Origin of the sequence: Promicromonospora iranensis (assembly GCF_028994805.1) — a bacterium.
Classification (GTDB): domain Bacteria; phylum Actinomycetota; class Actinomycetes; order Actinomycetales; family Cellulomonadaceae; genus Promicromonospora; species Promicromonospora iranensis.
The window spans coordinates 1-14,320 of record NZ_JAJQQP010000021.1 but is presented as its reverse complement, the minus strand read 5'-3'; the positions used below and the strand labels follow the sequence as shown (position 1 = coordinate 14,320).

The following is a 14,320-nucleotide window of genomic DNA, read 5'->3' as shown; positions in this document are numbered from 1 at the left end:
GTGTACTGACGGTAGCGACGATCGGCGACGAGGCCGACCGTGGACTCTGGAGGAGCTGAGATGACCGACACCCCCGTCGTCGTCGAGCGCAGGGATGCGCTCGCGACGATCACGCTGGACGACCCCGAGCACCGCAACGCACTGACGGCCGCGTCCAAGGCGGCGCTGCGCGACGCCGTCGCGGACGTCGCCGCCGACGAGCAGGTGCGCGCGGTGGTGCTCACCGGGTCGGCCAGGGCGTTCTGCCTGGGCCAGGACCTGGGCGAGCACTCAGCGGCCCTGGGGGACGGCGCGGAGTCGGCGTTCGCGACGGTCCGCGAGCACTACACGCCGATCGTGCGGAACCTGCTGACCATGCCCAAGCCGGTGATCGCCGCCGTGGGCGGGCCCTGTGCCGGTGCGGGGCTCGGGCTCGCGCTGGCCTGCGACCACCGGGTCTTCGCGGCCGGCATCAAGCTGGCGACCGCGTTCACCGGCATCGGCCTGACCTTCGACACCGGCCTGTCCGTCACGCTGCCGCGCGCCGTCGGGGACGCCCGGGCGAAGGAGCTGATCCTGTTCGGGCGGACCTTCACCCCGGAGGAGGCCATCGCCTGGGGCATCTCCGGGGAGACATCCGACGCCGAGGACGTGCTGCCCCGGGCGATCGACCTCGCCCGGCAGCTCGCCGCGGGACCGACCGCCGCGTTCGCGCAGAGCAAGCGCCTGATCGGGCGGGCGCCCGGCCTGAGCCTCGACGAGGCGCTGGAGGCAGAGGCGCTCGGCCAGGTCACGTGCGGCGCGACCAGCGATCACGCCGCCGCCGTCGCCTCGTTCCTGAACCGGGAGGCGCCGGTCTTCACCGGCCGGTGAGCGGGGGTCCGCCAGGCCGCGCGTCCGCTGCGCGACTTCGGTCCGTTGCTGTGAGATCGGTCAATCAACCGACCGAAGTCAGAGCAACGGACCGAAGTCACGAGCCACGCTGTGCAACGGACCGAATTCGCCAGCTCGGCGACACGGCGACGGGGGATATCCGCGGCCCGTGCTCAGTTCGCGACGGCTGTCCGCCGTCGGGCCGCGGGGAGCTTGCCGAGCAGACCGTGGCGCGGGCTGAACAGGTAGGCGAGCAGGAACGCGGCGCCCTGCACGAGGACGACGAGCCCGCCCGAGGCGGCGTCGAGCCAGTAACTGAGGTAGATGCCCACCACGGAGCAGGTCGCCGACAGCACCGGGGCGATCACGAGCATGCGACCGAACCGGTCGGTGAGCAGGTGCGCGGTGGCGCCGGGGATGATCAGCATCGCCACGACCAGGATCACGCCGACCACCTGGAGGGCGACGACGGCGGTCAGGGCGAGGAGACCGAGCAGCAGCGCCCCGAGGAACCGCGGCGAGAGCCCGATGGCGTGGGCGTGCAGGGGGTCGAACGCGTACAGGGTCAGGTCGCGGCGCTTGAGGACCAGGATCACGAAGGCGATGGCGGCCAGGACCGCGATCTGGACCAGGTCCGGGTCGGAGACGCCGAGGATGTTGCCGAAGATGATGTGGTTCAGGTCCGTGTGGCTCGGCGTGACGGAGATGAGGACGAGCCCGAGAGCGAAGAGCGTGGTGAACACGATCCCGATCGCGGCATCCTCCTTGATCCGGCTCGTGCCGCGGATCGCGCCGATGAGGGCCACGGCGAGGAACCCGAACACGAGGGCCCCGAGCGCGAACGGCGCGCCGAGCACGTAGGCGATCACGACGCCGGGCAGGACGGCGTGCGAGACGGCGTCGCCCATCAGCGACCAGCCGACCAGGACGAGCCAGCACGACAGGAGCGCGCACACGATCGCGGCGATGACGGTCGTCGCGAGCGCGCGGACCATGAAGTCGAACTGCAGCGGCTCCAGGAGCAGGTCGAGGACGGTCATGCGGGTCCCTCCCGGTTCAGGTCCTGGTCCTGGTCCCGGTCCAGGTCCAGGTCCAGCACGTCGAGGCCGAAGGCCCGGGCGAGGTGGTCCGGCCGTAGCGCCTCCGACACGTCGCCGTGGAACAGGACCCGGTGCAGCAGGAGCACCGCCTCGTCCGCGAGCCGCGGGAGGGCGTGCAGGTCGTGGGTGGACACCAGGACGGTGCGGCCGTCGTCCGCCAGCTCTCTGAGCAGCCGCACGATGGTGGCCTCCGAGCGCTTGTCGACGCCGGCGAAGGGTTCGTCCAGCAGCAGGATCCGGGCGTCCTGGGCGATGCCGCGGGCGACGAACGCGCGCTTGCGCTGTCCGCCGGAGAGCTGCCCGATCTGCCGCTCGGCGTAGCCGGTGAGCTCCACGCGGTCGAGGGCGTCGGCGACGGCGACGTGGTCGGCGGGCCGGGCGCGCCGGGTGAGGCCCTGCCGGCCGTAGCGGCCCATCATGACCACGTCCCGGACGGAGACGGGAAAGGCCCAGTCGACGTCCTCGCTCTGCGGCACGTAGCCGACAAGGCCCCGCCGGCGCGCCGCGACGGGGGCGGCGCCGTCGATCAGGACGTGCCCGCGGTCGGGGCGGACCATGCCCATGATGGCCTTGAACAGCGTCGACTTGCCCGATCCGTTCATCCCGACCAGCCCGGTCACCCGTCCCGGCGCGATGCTCAGGGACACGCCGTCCAGGGCCAGGACCTCGCCGTAGCGGACGGCGACGTCGGCCACCTCGATCGCCGGGGGCGCCGTCACGAGGCGCTCCCGGTGAGCGCGCCGACGATGGTCTCGGTGTCGTACCGGATCAGGTCGAGGTAGGTCGGCACCGGCCCGTCGGGCTCGGAGAGGGAGTCGACGTAGAGCGTGCCGCCGAACGCCGCACCGGTCGCGTCGACGACCTGCCGCATCGGCTTGTCCGAGACCGTGGACTCGCAGAAGACGGCGGGGACGTCGTTGGCCCGGACGAACTCGATCGCGGACGTGATCTGCTGCGGCGTGGCCTGCTGCTCGGCGTTCACGGGCCAGATGTACCGCTCGGTCAGGCCGGCGTCGCGTGCGAGGTAGGAGAACGCGCCCTCGCAGGTCACGAGCGCCCGCTGGTGCTCGGGTAGCGCCGACAGCCCGTCGACCAGCTCGTCCTGCACCTCCTGCAGCTCCGCCTGGTACGCCGCGCCGTTGGCCTCGAACTCGTCGGCGTGCGCCGGGTCGAGGTCACCGAACGCCTCGACCATGTTGTCGACGTAGACCTGCACGTTGACCGGGCTCATCCACGCGTGCGGGTTCGGCTTGCCCGTGGAGGCGTCCTCGGTGATGTCCTCGGTGATGTCCAGCGGCTCGACGCCGTCCGACACCACCACGTGCGGCACGTCCACCGACTCCACGAACTGCCCGAACCACGACTCGAGGTTCAGCCCGTTGTCCAGGATGAGGTCCGCCTCCGATGCCTTGGCGATGTCGCGCGGCGTCGGCTCGTACCCGTGGATCTCCGCGCCGGCCTTGGTGATCGACTCGACCCGGAGATGGTCACCGGCCACGTTCTGCGCGACGTCCGCCAGCACCGTGAACGTCGTCAGGACGACCGGCCGGTCGTCCGCCCCCTGCCCCTGAGCCGAGGCCGTGCAGCCGGACAGCGTGCTCGCGGCCAGGGCGAGGGACAGGACGGCGGGCAGAGCGAGGCGGACGACGACGGGGGAGCGACGCGTGCTGGGCATGTCGTGAGACTAGAAGTTCGGACGTCCGAAAACAAGGACTCCCCTACCCGAACTTCAGTCGGGCGGCGCTCGGCGGCGACTCGGCGCTGCTACTGGCGCACCCTTCGCGGACTACCCGCGGACCCTGAGGAAGATCGGGTTCGTGTAGAACCAGAGGTCGTCCCAGGGGTTGACCCCGCCGAGGACGTCCTGCGCCGGCCCCGCCGGGTCGACGTCCGCGCCCAGGTAACCGGGCTGGCTGCGCTTGCCGTCGGTGCCGCGGAGCCGGACGTAGCCGTCGTGCTCGGCCACGAAGGAGTGGGTGAGCGTCACCGACCCGGAGCGCCCGGAAGTGTCCCACGAGTGCGCCACCCTGGTGCCCGGCGCGTAGAGCGCGTCGGGGTCGGCGCTCGGGCCGGTCACCCTGCCACGGATCAGGTCGACGCGGGCCAGCTCGGGCAGGAGCCCGGCGTGGTTGACGCCGTCCGCCAGGTCGACGGTGACGGTCAGCTCGACCTCCGTCCCTGTCGCGACCACCAGCTCCCCGCCGAGGGTCGCGCGACGGCGGTGGCCACCCCGGCCCTTGACCCCGAGCTGGACGTCCAGCCCGGCGACGAGATCGCCGAAGCAGACCCACATCCGGCCCGCCCGCATCGCGTCCATCACCGCACGGTGGCTGAAGTTCTCGGCCCCGACCCAGGTCTTGTTGTACGCACCGGGCGGGAAGGAGCTGTACTCGGCGACGGGTCGGCCGGCACCGACCGGCGGCGGGTAGACGCCGGTGGTCTGGAACGTGTCGCCGTCCTCGTTGTACGGAATCTTGTCGTAGCCCGTCTGGTCGAGCGGGTCGACGGGGTTCTTGACCCAGTCGCCGCAACCCTGGTGGCCGTCCGACGTGGTGGTGATCCACCACCGGCGGCCCTCGGACAGCAAGGAGTCCCACACGCCCCCGACCGTGGCGGTCATCCAGTCGAAGCCGCCCCACGTGCGGTAGCTCTCCGCGGGGTACCCCGGGAAGGAGTACTGTCCCGGGCCGCCGTCGTAGAGGCCGCGGCCGCGCGCCATGCCTGGCGCGGGCAGGCCCGCCGCCTGGTGGCCGGGCGCACCCTCGAAGCCGATGACGACGTCCGGCGCCGCGTCCTGCCAGGCGCGCAGCTCGGCGGGGGAGTCGATGCCCTTGCGGGCCGGGTGGTTGGGCAGCACCAGCGCGTCCGCGAGCCGGCCGGATCGCACGGTGGCGGCGATGTGCTTGAGTGCGGCGAGCGCCAGCGCCTCGTTCTCGGGAGTGCCGTCACGCGCGTCGACCACCAGCGCGTCGTACCTGTCCACCAGCTCCTGGAGGGCACGGGGCTCGCCTGCTCCCGGCGCCATCATGAACGTGGTGTGCTCGGCGCCCGGGATGTTCCACTCCAGGCCGTTGAAGAGGAGCAGGTCCTCGCCGTGCCGCTCCCTGGCCGCGAGGATGTCCTCGCGCTGCGGCGCGATGCTGTGGGCCGCGAACGCCGCGTTGCCGTGGTCCGTGATGACGATCCAGTCCAGCCCGCCGTCGATCGCACGGACCGCCTGGTCGTCGATCCGGTACATCGCGTCGTTGCTGTACCGGCTGTGCAGGTGGTGGTCCCCGGCGAGCCAGACATAGCCGCCCTGGCGGGCGCGAGAGCGAGCGGGTGTGCGGTCCGGTGCGGCGCTCGCGGTGGTGGCCCCCGACCCTGCGGCCACGAGTCCGGCCCCGACGGCCCCGGCTCCGAGGAGGAAGCCGCGCCGGGAGGCGCGCAGCGGGCCGGGGGTGGTCGGGGTGGTGGTGGCGGCAGCGGCGGGGGTGGGCTCGGTGGTGGGCTCGGGCACGGCGGGGCTCCTCGGGTTCGGGGGTGTGCTCCCGATCCGGGCGGAAGCGCGGCCCACCCTGACAACCACCGGTGTCGGCGCCCTGAACCGCGTGTTGCCCGGCGATGAACGCTCCGGCGCCGCGGTCCGTGCCGTTCAGCCCGGGACGATGTCCGTGGTCGTGGCGAGCTGACGGCCGGCCGCGAACTCGTCGGCGAGGGACTGGAGACGGGCATCCGCCAGGGACACGGAGTCCGAGCCGAGCAGCTGGTGCAACGGCGCGTCGCCGGTGGTCGCGACCGTGATGATCGCCGCGGCAGCCTTTGCGGGGTCGCCGAGCTGGGTCCCGGGCATGCCCAGGTGCTGCTCGACCATCTCGCGGACGGCCGGGTAGGCGTCGCTGGTCGACGAGGGCAGGCCGAGCGAGACCGGGCGCAGGAAGTCGGTGCGCAGGTAGCCGGGCTCGACGGTGTTCACCCTGATGCCGTGGTCCGCCACCTCGGCGGCCAGGGACTCCGAGATCGCCTCCAGGGCGGACTTGCCGGCCGCGTACAGGCCCCAGCCCGGGAAGGGCACCAGTCCCACGATGGAGGACACGTTGATGACGTGGCCGGAGCGGCGCTCGCGGAAGCCCGGCAGCACGGCGCGCAGCACGTTCCACGCCCCGAAGACCTGGACGTCGAACATCGTGCGGGCGTCCGTGTCGGAGACCTCCTCGACGGCGGCGAGGTAGCCGTAGCCGGCGTTGTTCACGACGACATCCAGGCGGCCGAAGTGTTCGGTGGTGTCGGCGACGGCCCGCGCGACCTGGGTCTCGTCGGTGAGGTCGACCGCCAGGGGGAGCAGCCGGGACGTGTCGGTGTTCTCGAGGGCGCCGGCCAGACGCTCGGCGGAGCGGGTCGTCGCCGCGACGTTGTCGCCGCGCCGGAGCAGCTGCTGGACGAGCTCGAGTCCGAGGCCGCGCGAGGCGCCGGTGACGAACCAGGTGGCGGGACGGTCGGTGGGGTAGGCCATGGTGGGTCTCCTTCTGAGGGGGCCGAGTCGGCTGAGTGGTGTGGCACGGCGTGCCGACACGTCAAGACTCCCGCCGCGACGTCGGCCCGGGGGCTCCGTAGAAGGCCTCGTGCGTCCTGGACCTGCCGTGCCGAGGACTGAGCGGTCCACCCTGATGGGTGCGCCGGCCCGGTCGGCTGGCCAGAATGGAGGTATGCCGGAGAAGAACACCGAGCTGGCGGACTTCCTGCGCCGGGCACGCAGCCAGTGCGACGCGTCCCGGGCCGGTCTGCCGGCGGACGGCCGGGTGCGCCGGGTGCCGGGCCTGCGCCGGGAAGAGGTCGCGTTCCTGGCCGGCGTCTCCACGGACTACTACGCACGGCTCGAGCAGGGCCGCCGCATCGTGCCGTCCCCGTCGGTGGTCGACGCCGTCGGACGGGCGCTGGGCCTGGACGACGCGGGGCGCGCCCACCTTGCGGACCTGATCGGCCTCGGCACCCGAGCTCCGCTGGCACGGACGCGTCCGGTCCAGCGGGTCCGCCCGGGGCTGTACCAGCTGCTCGACGCCCTCGGCGAGGTGCCCGTGCTGGTGCTCGGGCGCCGTGCGGACGTGCTCGCGCAGAACCGGATGGGCAAGGCGCTCTTCACCGACTTCGAGCGGTTCCCCGCCCCGCAGCGCAACTACGCGCGCTGGCTGCTCCTCGACGAGGGCGCGCGATCGCTGTTCGTCGACTGGGAGGAGCAGGCCCGGGTCGCCGTCGAGAACTTGCGGCTGGAGGCCGGGAACGATCCGGCGGACCGCGCGACGGCGGAGCTGATCACGGAGCTGCGCGCGTCCAGCGCCGAGTTCGGCAGGTGGTGGGACGAGCACCGGGTCAACCAGCGCACGCACGGGTCCAAGCGGCTGCGCCATCCGGTGGTCGGAGACCTCACGGTCGAGTACGAGACCCTGCTGCTCCCGGGTGACCCGGACACGACCCTGTACGTCTACTCGACCGAGGCGGGCTCTCCGTCGCAGCGTGCGCTGAGCCTCCTGGCGAGCTGGTCGCTGTCCGGTGCGGGTGCCGTGCGCTCGGTCTGACGGTTGCCGCCCGGCAGACGGTTGCCCCCCCAGGCCGACGGTTGCACCCGGCGACCCGGCCCGGGCCGATGGCCGACACGACAGCACCACGGTCCTCGACACCCCGTCCGTCGCGCGCGGCGGCGCTGCTCTCGGGCGCCGGAGCGCTCCTTGTCGGCGGCGCGGTGGGCTTCGTCGTCGGACGGCGGAGCCGGCCCGCCGCGGCCACGCTCACCGGCGAGGGCGACCGCCCGCCCGCCGCCTGAGCCAGCTCACCGCGACGTCAGGCCGCGGGGTGGGTCACGGGGACGCGCTGCAGCACGAGAAAGTCGGTGACTCCGAAGAGGCGCACGAACGGCAGCTGTCCCGAGGGCACGTAGGGCAGCGCCTCGTCCCGACCGATGACCTGTCCGGCTGCCACCCGGTACGTCTGCCCGTCGGACACCAGCTCCGCCGAGCCGGCCGCGCGGATGTTGCGCAGCCAGTCCGTGTCGGACCCGTACGAGAGGATGGCGAGGAAGTCGTCCTCCAGGGGGAAGACGCCGATGGGCGTCGCGTACGACGTCCCGGAGCGCCGTCCCACGTGCCTGACCACGGCCAGCTTGGACCCGGCCCTGCCCGCGGCCCGCAGCATCCGAGGGTTGTTGAACCGCCGGTTGAAACCCCGGATGACGGCGAGTGCCCGGGGGTGCTTGGTGCGCATGGCGAGCACGAGTGCCAGGAGCACGCCGAGCGCCAGCACCGCCAGGCCGGCGACCACCCAGAGGGCCGCGGTCCCTACGCTGCTCCACGTAGCGTCTCCGCCTGCGGCGGCGCCGTGCACGAGCACATCCATCATGGTCTCTCCCTGGTTCGGTCCAGCGTGGTTCGGTCCAGCGGTGCGTGCGGTGCGTCCTGCGTGTCAACGCACCGCAGCGCCGGTAGGTTTCGCGACCGGCCCTCGCTGCACGACCGGACGCTCTCTGCGCAGTAGCATCGAGCGGCCATGCAACATGCCCGCCGCGGCGGGAGGAGGATCGTGATGGTGTCTCGGCTCGCCCGTGCCTGGGTGGCCGGCTGGGCGGTCTCGCGCGGGACCGAACCGCCGGTCGAGCTGCTGGAGGGCTTCCGGGTCGACGTCGGCCTGCCGCACCACGTGGCGCGGTACGTGCTGCTCGACGCCGACGAGGCGACCGTCCGCCGGGTCGCCGGGTCGGTCACCGTGCCGAGCACCTGGCTCAAGGCGTTCGTCGAGCCGGAGGTCGTCGCCTCCTGGTTGCCTCCGGGCTGGACGGAAGGGCCCCTGACCTTCCTCATGGCGACGGATCTGCGCTCCTCGGCCACCCGCACCCCGGACGGTTATGCGGTGCGCACCGAGACCGAGGGCGCTGTGACGTTCCTCCGGGTGCTTGCCGACGACGGCGTGCTCGCCGCCCGCGGTCAGGTCGTGGTGACCGGCGAGTGCGCCGTCGTCGACCAGGTGGAGACCGAGCCGGCGCACCGGCGCCGCGGTCTGGGCAGCCTGGTGATGCGCCGCCTCGCGAACATCGCCGCCGAGCGCGGCGCGGCGACGGCAGTGCTCGGCGCGAGCGTCGAGGGCAGGGCCCTGTACGAGTCGTTGGGCTGGCGGGTGCAGGCTCCGCTCGCCGGGTTCGTGTACCGGCGCGAGTCCTCGGCCGGTGGCTGACCCGGTTCCGGGAGGTCCGGCGAGCCGGGCTCAGTAGCGGGACGCGAGCTGCGGGCTCTGGCCGCCGAACGCGGCGAGGTTCGCGGCGAACACGGCGTCGAGCAGACCGGCATCCTCGACGCCCGGCGCGGTGGCGACCTCACCGAGCTCCAGGCCGCGCAGGCTCGCTGTGACGACGTCCTGCGCCGACATCCGCGGCACTCCGCTGAGGTCCAGGCCCTGACGGGTATGGAACTCGGTGGCGACCACGCCGGGCAGCAGCGCCTGGACGCGCACTCCCGTGCCCTCCAGCTCGGCGCTCAGGGTCTGGGAGAAGGCGAGCAGTTCGGCGAGCGCGCCGGCGTAGACGGCTCGGCGCGGCATGACCGACGACGGCGCGGGACCGCTGAACGCGATCATCCCGGCGACATTGACGATCACGCCGCTGCCGCGCTCCAGCATGCCGCCGAGCACGGCGCGGGCGAGCAGCGTCGGGGCCAGCACCTTGACGTGGACGAGCTCAGCGGCCTTGTCGGCGGGCAGCTCCGCGAGCGGCATGTAGTGCGCCACGCCCGCGTTGTTGACCAGGATGTCGACGGGTTCGGCCGCGGCGACGTCCGCCACCGACTCGATGCCCTGTGCCGTCGACAGGTCGGCGACCACCGTCCGGATCCTGGCCTCGGGGTGATCGGCGACCAGGGCCTCGAGCCGCGCGGCGTCGCGGCCGACCGCGAGCACGTCGTGTCCCTGCGCCGCGAACCGGTCGGCGAACGCGTGGCCGATCCCCGACGTGGCACCGGTGACGAGTGCGAGCTTGGTCATCTCTGCTGCCTTTCTGTCGGCCCGGCGGACCCGGGCTCCTGGTCCCAGGCTGCGCCGCGGGCCCGGATGGAGACAGGACCCCACGCATCCTGGGGTTGACAGGACCAGGCACCGGCGGCGCGGCCGTCCTACCGTGGAGGGGATGACCGACGAGCCGAACCTGTTGGGGGAGTACCTCCGTGCCCGGCGTGAACGTGTCGGGCCGGAGCGCGTTGGCTTGCCCCGCAGCGGCGTGCGCCGCGTGCCGGGCCTGCGCCGCGAGGAGGTGGCGCTCCTGGCGGGCATCAGCGCCGACTACTACCTGCGGCTCGAGCAGGGGCGCGACCGCAACCCGTCGGTCCAGGTCCTGGAGTCCCTCGCCCGGGTGCTCCAGCTGGACGACGCCGGCACCGCCTACCTGCTGGGTCTGGCCGGTGACCGCCCGCGCCGACGACGGCGGCCGGCCCGCCGGGAGACCGTGCCGGCCGGGACCCTCAAGCTGCTCGGCGCGATCGGGCTGCCAGCCTTCGTCGAGGGCCGGTACCTCGACGTGCTCGCGGCCAACCCCCTGGCCACGGCGGTGTCACCGCGGCTGGTGGCCGGTCGCAACCGGCTGCGCGACGTCTTCCTCGATCCTGCCGAGCAGGCGCTCTATGCGGGCTACGACCCGGCGGCGGTCGCGGCGGAGATGGTCGCGGGCTTTCGTCAGCTGGTGGGCGCCGAGACGGACGACCCCCGGCTGGTCGAGCTGGTGGGGGAGCTGTCCCTCGCCAGTCCGACCTTCCGCGAGGCCTGGGCCCGGCACGACGTCATGGCGCGGGAGGGCACTGCCGTCACGCTGGACCACCCGGAGGTCGGCGCGCTCACCCTGAACCGCGAGAAGCTCGCCGTCGGCGGCGCGCCTGGCCTGACGCTCGTCGTCTATCACGCGGACGCGGGCACCGCCGCGGCCGACAAGCTCCAGATGCTGGCTTCGTACTCCGCGCCTGCTCGCCCGGAGGATCTCGTCACCTGAGCAGCCTCAGGCGCCTGAGCCATCTGATGCCTCCCGCCCGTCACCGGACGGCCGCAGCCGGCGGCGTGCTCGTGGACGTGTCCGCCGGCCAGCCGCGGACGAGCAGCAGCACGCCCAGGGCGACCTCGAAGAGGCCGCCGGGGACCGCCAGCGCGACACCCGCGCCGGGGACGGCGGGCTCCAGCACCACGCCGAGCGCGAGCAGGGCGTATCCGGCCATACCCCACACGCCGAACCAGCGGGGTGTCCCGTTCTGCCTGGTGAGGGCCAGGCAGAACGGCAGGCTGCCGACGCCCAGCACGACCATCGCCACCACGTACACGGCGTTGTTCGCCGAGGTGTTCCCTCCGGCCAGGAACACGACACCGACGGCGAGCAGCACGGCCTCGGTGAGCCGCGTGAGTACGTAGAGCAGCGCCGTCCGGGGCGCCGCCGGGCGCAGCAGCCGGAACAGGATCACCCCGATCGCCGCGACGCCGGCCGAGTTGAGGAGCATGAGGGTGATCCCGGCCGGCTGGAGCTCGAGCGCACTGCCCATTCCGTAGAGGAGGAAGACGCCCAGGAAGAGGGCGCCGGCGAATCTGCCGGCCTGACGGTGAGACATGCGGTTGCTCCAACCGTACTAAGTAAGGGTACTTTGTACGGTAGAGGTGCCGAGAGGGCACCGTCAAGGAACCAGGGGGATGAGCTGTGCCGGACGACGCCGCCGAGGAGATCCCGCACCGCACCGGTCCGCTCAGCCGCGACCGAGTGCTCGACGCCGCCGTCGCACTCGCCGACGCGGACGGGCTGCCGGGCGTCACCATCCGGTCGCTCGCGAAGGCGCTCGGCCTCAAGCCGATGTCGCTCTATCACTACGTGCGCGGCAAGGAGGACGTGCTCGACGGCATGGTGGACCGCGTCTTCGCCGAGATCGACCTGCCCGACCCGGCGTCGCCGTGGCGGGCCGCGCTCCGCGCGCGGGCCGTCTCCGCACGCGCCGTCCTCGCCCGACACCCCTGGGCGCTCGCCGTCCTGGACTCCCGGTCGACGCCGGGACCCTCGACGCTCCGTCACCACGACGTGGTGCTGGGTGTGCTGCTCGGTGCCGGGCTGTCGCTGCCGATGACCGCGCGCGCCTACACGCTCGTGGACTCGTACGTCTACGGGTTCGTGCTCCAGGAGGCGGCAGTGCCGTCCAGCGGGGATGGCAGCAGCGGCGCCGGCGGCCCGGAGGAGGCCATGGTGGCGGTTCCGGACGGCGGCCGGTATCCCCACCTGGCGGCGTTCGCGGCAGGGCACGTCCTGCAGCCGGGCTACTCGTTCGGCGCCGAGTTCGAGCCGGGCCTCGATCTTGTCCTCGACGTGGTCGAGACGCTCGTGGAACACGGCTGACGGGGCAGGCCCGCTGCGCCGTCGGCACCGGCCGACTGCGGACGCAACCACGACGAGAACGTTTTCACAGTGCCCGGTTCCGGGATAGCGTGACCGTCGCACGTGAGGAAGGCGACCCCCAGGGCTCAAAGGAGAGCACCATGAGACGAGCACTTTCCGTTGCTGTGGCCACCGCGGCCGCCACCTGCCTCGTGGGAGCGGCGCTGGCACCGGCCGCCGCCGGGCAGGTCGCGGCCGAGCGGCGAGACCCGGGCACCGCGATCGACCTCCAGCCGAGGGACCGACACCAGACCGTCGAGGGCTTCGGTTTCTCGAGCGCGTTCCAGCGGGCCGCGCTGCTGCACCAGATCTCGGAGCCGCAGCGCTCGGAGGCCCTGGACCTCCTGCTGGGCCGGGACGGAGCCGCGCCGGACATCCTGCGGATCGGGATCGGGGGACAGAGCCACGACACCTACGACGTCATGCTGTCGATCCAGCCCGAGGACCCGGGCGGTCCCGACGCCGAGCCGCAGTACCAGTGGGACGGCTGGGACAACGGCTCCGTCTGGTTCGCACAGGAGGCCAGGGCTCGCGGCGTCGACCGGTTCTACGGCAACGCCTGGACCGCCCCGGCCTACATGAAGACCAACGGCTCGGCCGTCCGCGGCGGCGCACTGTGCGGTCTGTCGGATGCGAGCTGTGCGAGCGGCGACTGGACCGAGGCGTACGCGAACTACCTCGTGGCGTGGGCCGACTTCTATGCCGAGGAGGGCATCGACATCGAGAGCATCGCCTTCACGAACGAGCCGGACTGGAACACGAGCTACGAGTCGATGCTGTTCACCCCGGAGCAGGCCGCGGAGTTCACCGGCATCCTCGGACCCGTCGCGAAGAAGTCCGGCTACGGCGTGGTGTGCTGCGACTCGTTCGGCTGGGAGCAGGGCAAGCCGTACCTCGATGCGCTCAAGGCCGACAAGAAGGCGTGGCGCCACCTCGACGTGTTCAGCTCGCACTCCTACGCCAGCCGGTCGGCGACGCCTGCCGGCACCGACAAGCCGGTCTGGATGTCCGAGTGGGCGGCGTCGAACACGGCGGCCGGGTGGAACGAGAACTGGGACGGCGGCCAGGGCGTCTCGACCGACGGCATCGTCATGGCCGAGCACATGCACGACTCGCTGGCGGAGGCGGGGGTGACCGCCTACCTGTGGTGGCTCGGCGTGAGCCAGGGCGCTTCCGCGTCGCTGATCCAGGCCGACGTGGCCGGGGACACGTACCGGGTCTCCTCGAGGTACTACGTCTTCTCGGCGTTCAGCCGGTTCATCGACCCGGGCGCGGTCCGGTTCGACGCCGAGCACGAGACGGACGGCCTCAAGGTCTCCGCCTACCGCAACCCGGACGGCTCGCGCGTGGTGCAGCTGCTCAACCTCAACGAGGCTCCGGTGCGCACGGACATCGACCTGCCCCGCCGCGTGAAGACCTATCTGACCGACAACGAGCACGACCTGGAGCGGGTCGACACGATCGCCACCTCGGTGCGTGGGAGCACGGAGCTGGACCTGCCGGCCCGGTCGCTCGTCACGCTGGTGTCCGGGCGGGGGTGAGCCGGGGCGGCTGGGTGACCGGGGACAGCCCGTACGACCAGGGTATGACCACGCCGCGGCAGAACCAGCCCGGGGCCTGACGCCGTGCGGTGGCTTCTCTCCGTAGCGTCTCCTCCATGGACACCACCGTGTATACCCCCGCGGACTCACCCGCCGTACGTGCTCGCTCACTGACCAAGACCTATGGCAAGGGCGAGGCGATCGTGCGCGCTCTGGATGGCGTGGACGTCGACTTCGAGCAGGGTCGGTTCACGGCCATCATGGGGCCGTCGGGGTCGGGTAAGTCGACGTTGATGCATCTGTTGGCTGGTCTGGACTCGGCGTCCGGGGGGGCAGGCGTTCCTTGGTGGCACGGAGATCACTGGTCTGAACGACAAGGCGTTGACGCGGTTGCGTCGGGACCGGGTCGGGTTCGTGTTCCA

15 protein-coding genes and 1 pseudogene are annotated in these 14,320 nt (G+C 72.4%); 8 read left to right on the top strand and 8 right to left on the bottom strand.

Annotation, left to right across the window (positions count from 1 at the left end):
• Positions 1–60 precede the first annotated feature (60 nt).
• On the top strand, positions 61–852 hold the full coding sequence (locus LUM46_RS25860) for an enoyl-CoA hydratase/isomerase family protein (RefSeq protein ID WP_274998121.1): 792 nt from the start codon (positions 61–63) through the stop codon (positions 850–852).
• Positions 853–1,025: 173 nt separating this feature from the next.
• On the opposite strand, the gene LUM46_RS25855 is transcribed toward LUM46_RS25860, so the two are convergent.
• From LUM46_RS25855 to LUM46_RS25835, 5 genes are all read right to left on the bottom strand, one after another.
• Positions 1,026–1,892: a metal ABC transporter permease gene (locus tag LUM46_RS25855; RefSeq protein WP_274998120.1), complete on the bottom strand. Its 867-nt coding sequence runs from the start codon at positions 1,890–1,892 to the stop codon at positions 1,026–1,028.
• Positions 1,889–2,671, bottom strand: a complete 783-nt coding sequence (locus tag LUM46_RS25850; RefSeq protein ID WP_274998119.1) for a metal ABC transporter ATP-binding protein — start codon at positions 2,669–2,671, stop codon at positions 1,889–1,891. The genes LUM46_RS25855 and LUM46_RS25850 overlap by 4 nt, the downstream gene beginning before the upstream one ends.
• Positions 2,668–3,627, bottom strand: coding sequence for a metal ABC transporter substrate-binding protein (locus tag LUM46_RS25845; RefSeq protein WP_274998118.1), 960 nt, complete (start codon positions 3,625–3,627; stop codon positions 2,668–2,670). Before LUM46_RS25845 ends, LUM46_RS25850 begins: the two co-directional genes overlap by 4 nt.
• Before the next feature lie 111 nt (positions 3,628–3,738).
• Positions 3,739–5,451 carry a PHP domain-containing protein gene (locus LUM46_RS25840; protein WP_274998117.1) on the bottom strand — a complete coding sequence of 571 codons (1,713 nt, stop codon included), beginning with the start codon at positions 5,449–5,451 and terminating at the stop codon, positions 3,739–3,741.
• A gap of 135 nt (positions 5,452–5,586) precedes the next feature.
• Positions 5,587–6,444, bottom strand: a complete 858-nt coding sequence (locus tag LUM46_RS25835) for an SDR family NAD(P)-dependent oxidoreductase (RefSeq protein ID WP_274998116.1) — start codon at positions 6,442–6,444, stop codon at positions 5,587–5,589.
• A gap of 193 nt (positions 6,445–6,637) precedes the next feature.
• On the opposite strand from LUM46_RS25835, the gene LUM46_RS25830 reads away from it, so the two are divergent.
• Together LUM46_RS25830 and LUM46_RS25825 are read left to right on the top strand one after the other, a co-directional pair.
• Complete coding sequence (locus tag LUM46_RS25830) at positions 6,638–7,504, top strand: helix-turn-helix transcriptional regulator (RefSeq protein ID WP_274998115.1); 867 nt, start codon at positions 6,638–6,640, stop codon at positions 7,502–7,504.
• A gap of 68 nt (positions 7,505–7,572) precedes the next feature.
• Positions 7,573–7,749, top strand: a complete 177-nt coding sequence (locus LUM46_RS25825) for a hypothetical protein (protein WP_274998114.1) — start codon at positions 7,573–7,575, stop codon at positions 7,747–7,749.
• 17 nt (positions 7,750–7,766) lie between these two features.
• Here the strand turns inward: LUM46_RS25825 and LUM46_RS25820 are convergent, their stop codons facing one another.
• Positions 7,767–8,321 (bottom strand): nitroreductase family deazaflavin-dependent oxidoreductase, encoded by a 555-nt coding sequence (locus LUM46_RS25820; protein ID WP_274998113.1) that lies wholly within the window; start codon positions 8,319–8,321, stop codon positions 7,767–7,769.
• A gap of 183 nt (positions 8,322–8,504) precedes the next feature.
• On the opposite strand from LUM46_RS25820, the gene LUM46_RS25815 reads away from it, so the two are divergent.
• On the top strand, positions 8,505–9,149 hold the full coding sequence (locus LUM46_RS25815) for a GNAT family N-acetyltransferase (RefSeq protein WP_274998111.1): 645 nt from the start codon (positions 8,505–8,507) through the stop codon (positions 9,147–9,149).
• A 30-nt stretch (positions 9,150–9,179) separates the two neighbouring features.
• Here LUM46_RS25815 and LUM46_RS25810 read toward each other — a convergent pair whose 3' ends face one another.
• Positions 9,180–9,950 (bottom strand): SDR family NAD(P)-dependent oxidoreductase, encoded by a 771-nt coding sequence (locus LUM46_RS25810; RefSeq protein ID WP_274998110.1) that lies wholly within the window; start codon positions 9,948–9,950, stop codon positions 9,180–9,182.
• A gap of 142 nt (positions 9,951–10,092) precedes the next feature.
• Between LUM46_RS25810 and LUM46_RS25805 the strand changes: the two genes are divergently transcribed.
• A complete protein-coding gene (locus LUM46_RS25805) occupies positions 10,093–10,944 on the top strand; it encodes a helix-turn-helix domain-containing protein (RefSeq protein WP_274998109.1) in 852 nt (283 codons plus the stop codon).
• A gap of 40 nt (positions 10,945–10,984) precedes the next feature.
• Here LUM46_RS25805 and LUM46_RS25800 read toward each other — a convergent pair whose 3' ends face one another.
• Entirely contained in the window at positions 10,985–11,548 is a 564-nt protein-coding gene (locus LUM46_RS25800; protein ID WP_274998108.1) for a DUF4386 domain-containing protein, read from the bottom strand.
• An 86-nt stretch (positions 11,549–11,634) separates the two neighbouring features.
• Here LUM46_RS25800 and LUM46_RS25795 point away from each other — a divergent pair, with 86 nt between their 5' ends.
• The 3 genes and pseudogenes from LUM46_RS25795 to LUM46_RS25785 form a co-directional block, all read left to right on the top strand.
• The gene (locus LUM46_RS25795; RefSeq protein ID WP_274998107.1) at positions 11,635–12,318 is read left to right on the top strand and encodes a TetR/AcrR family transcriptional regulator; all 684 of its coding nucleotides are present in this window, start codon (positions 11,635–11,637) and stop codon (positions 12,316–12,318) included.
• Between the two features lie 140 nt (positions 12,319–12,458).
• Entirely contained in the window at positions 12,459–13,898 is a 1,440-nt protein-coding gene (locus LUM46_RS25790) for a glycoside hydrolase family 30 protein (protein ID WP_274998106.1), read from the top strand.
• A gap of 116 nt (positions 13,899–14,014) precedes the next feature.
• A pseudogene (locus tag LUM46_RS25785) lies at positions 14,015–14,320 on the top strand (ATP-binding cassette domain-containing protein); the annotation flags it as partial.

Excerpts from the sequence above, each read along its gene's own strand:
- LUM46_RS25825 (WP_274998114.1), top strand. The coding sequence starts at position 7,573 with ATGGCCGACACGACAGCACCACGGTCCTCGACACCCCGTCCGTCGCGC.
- LUM46_RS25830 (WP_274998115.1), top strand. The coding sequence starts at position 6,638 with ATGCCGGAGAAGAACACCGAGCTGGCGGACTTCCTGCGCCGGGCACGC.
- LUM46_RS25815 (WP_274998111.1), top strand. The coding sequence starts at position 8,505 with ATGGTGTCTCGGCTCGCCCGTGCCTGGGTGGCCGGCTGGGCGGTCTCG.
- LUM46_RS25845 (WP_274998118.1), bottom strand. The coding sequence starts at position 3,627 with ATGCCCAGCACGCGTCGCTCCCCCGTCGTCGTCCGCCTCGCTCTGCCC.
- LUM46_RS25810 (WP_274998110.1), bottom strand. The coding sequence starts at position 9,950 with ATGACCAAGCTCGCACTCGTCACCGGTGCCACGTCGGGGATCGGCCAC.
- LUM46_RS25790 (WP_274998106.1), top strand. The coding sequence starts at position 12,459 with ATGAGACGAGCACTTTCCGTTGCTGTGGCCACCGCGGCCGCCACCTGC.
- LUM46_RS25855 (WP_274998120.1), bottom strand. The coding sequence starts at position 1,892 with ATGACCGTCCTCGACCTGCTCCTGGAGCCGCTGCAGTTCGACTTCATG.
- LUM46_RS25860 (WP_274998121.1), top strand. The coding sequence starts at position 61 with ATGACCGACACCCCCGTCGTCGTCGAGCGCAGGGATGCGCTCGCGACG.
- LUM46_RS25805 (WP_274998109.1), top strand. The coding sequence starts at position 10,093 with ATGACCGACGAGCCGAACCTGTTGGGGGAGTACCTCCGTGCCCGGCGT.
- LUM46_RS25800 (WP_274998108.1), bottom strand. The coding sequence starts at position 11,548 with ATGTCTCACCGTCAGGCCGGCAGATTCGCCGGCGCCCTCTTCCTGGGC.
- LUM46_RS25820 (WP_274998113.1), bottom strand. The coding sequence starts at position 8,321 with ATGATGGATGTGCTCGTGCACGGCGCCGCCGCAGGCGGAGACGCTACG.
- LUM46_RS25835 (WP_274998116.1), bottom strand. The coding sequence starts at position 6,444 with ATGGCCTACCCCACCGACCGTCCCGCCACCTGGTTCGTCACCGGCGCC.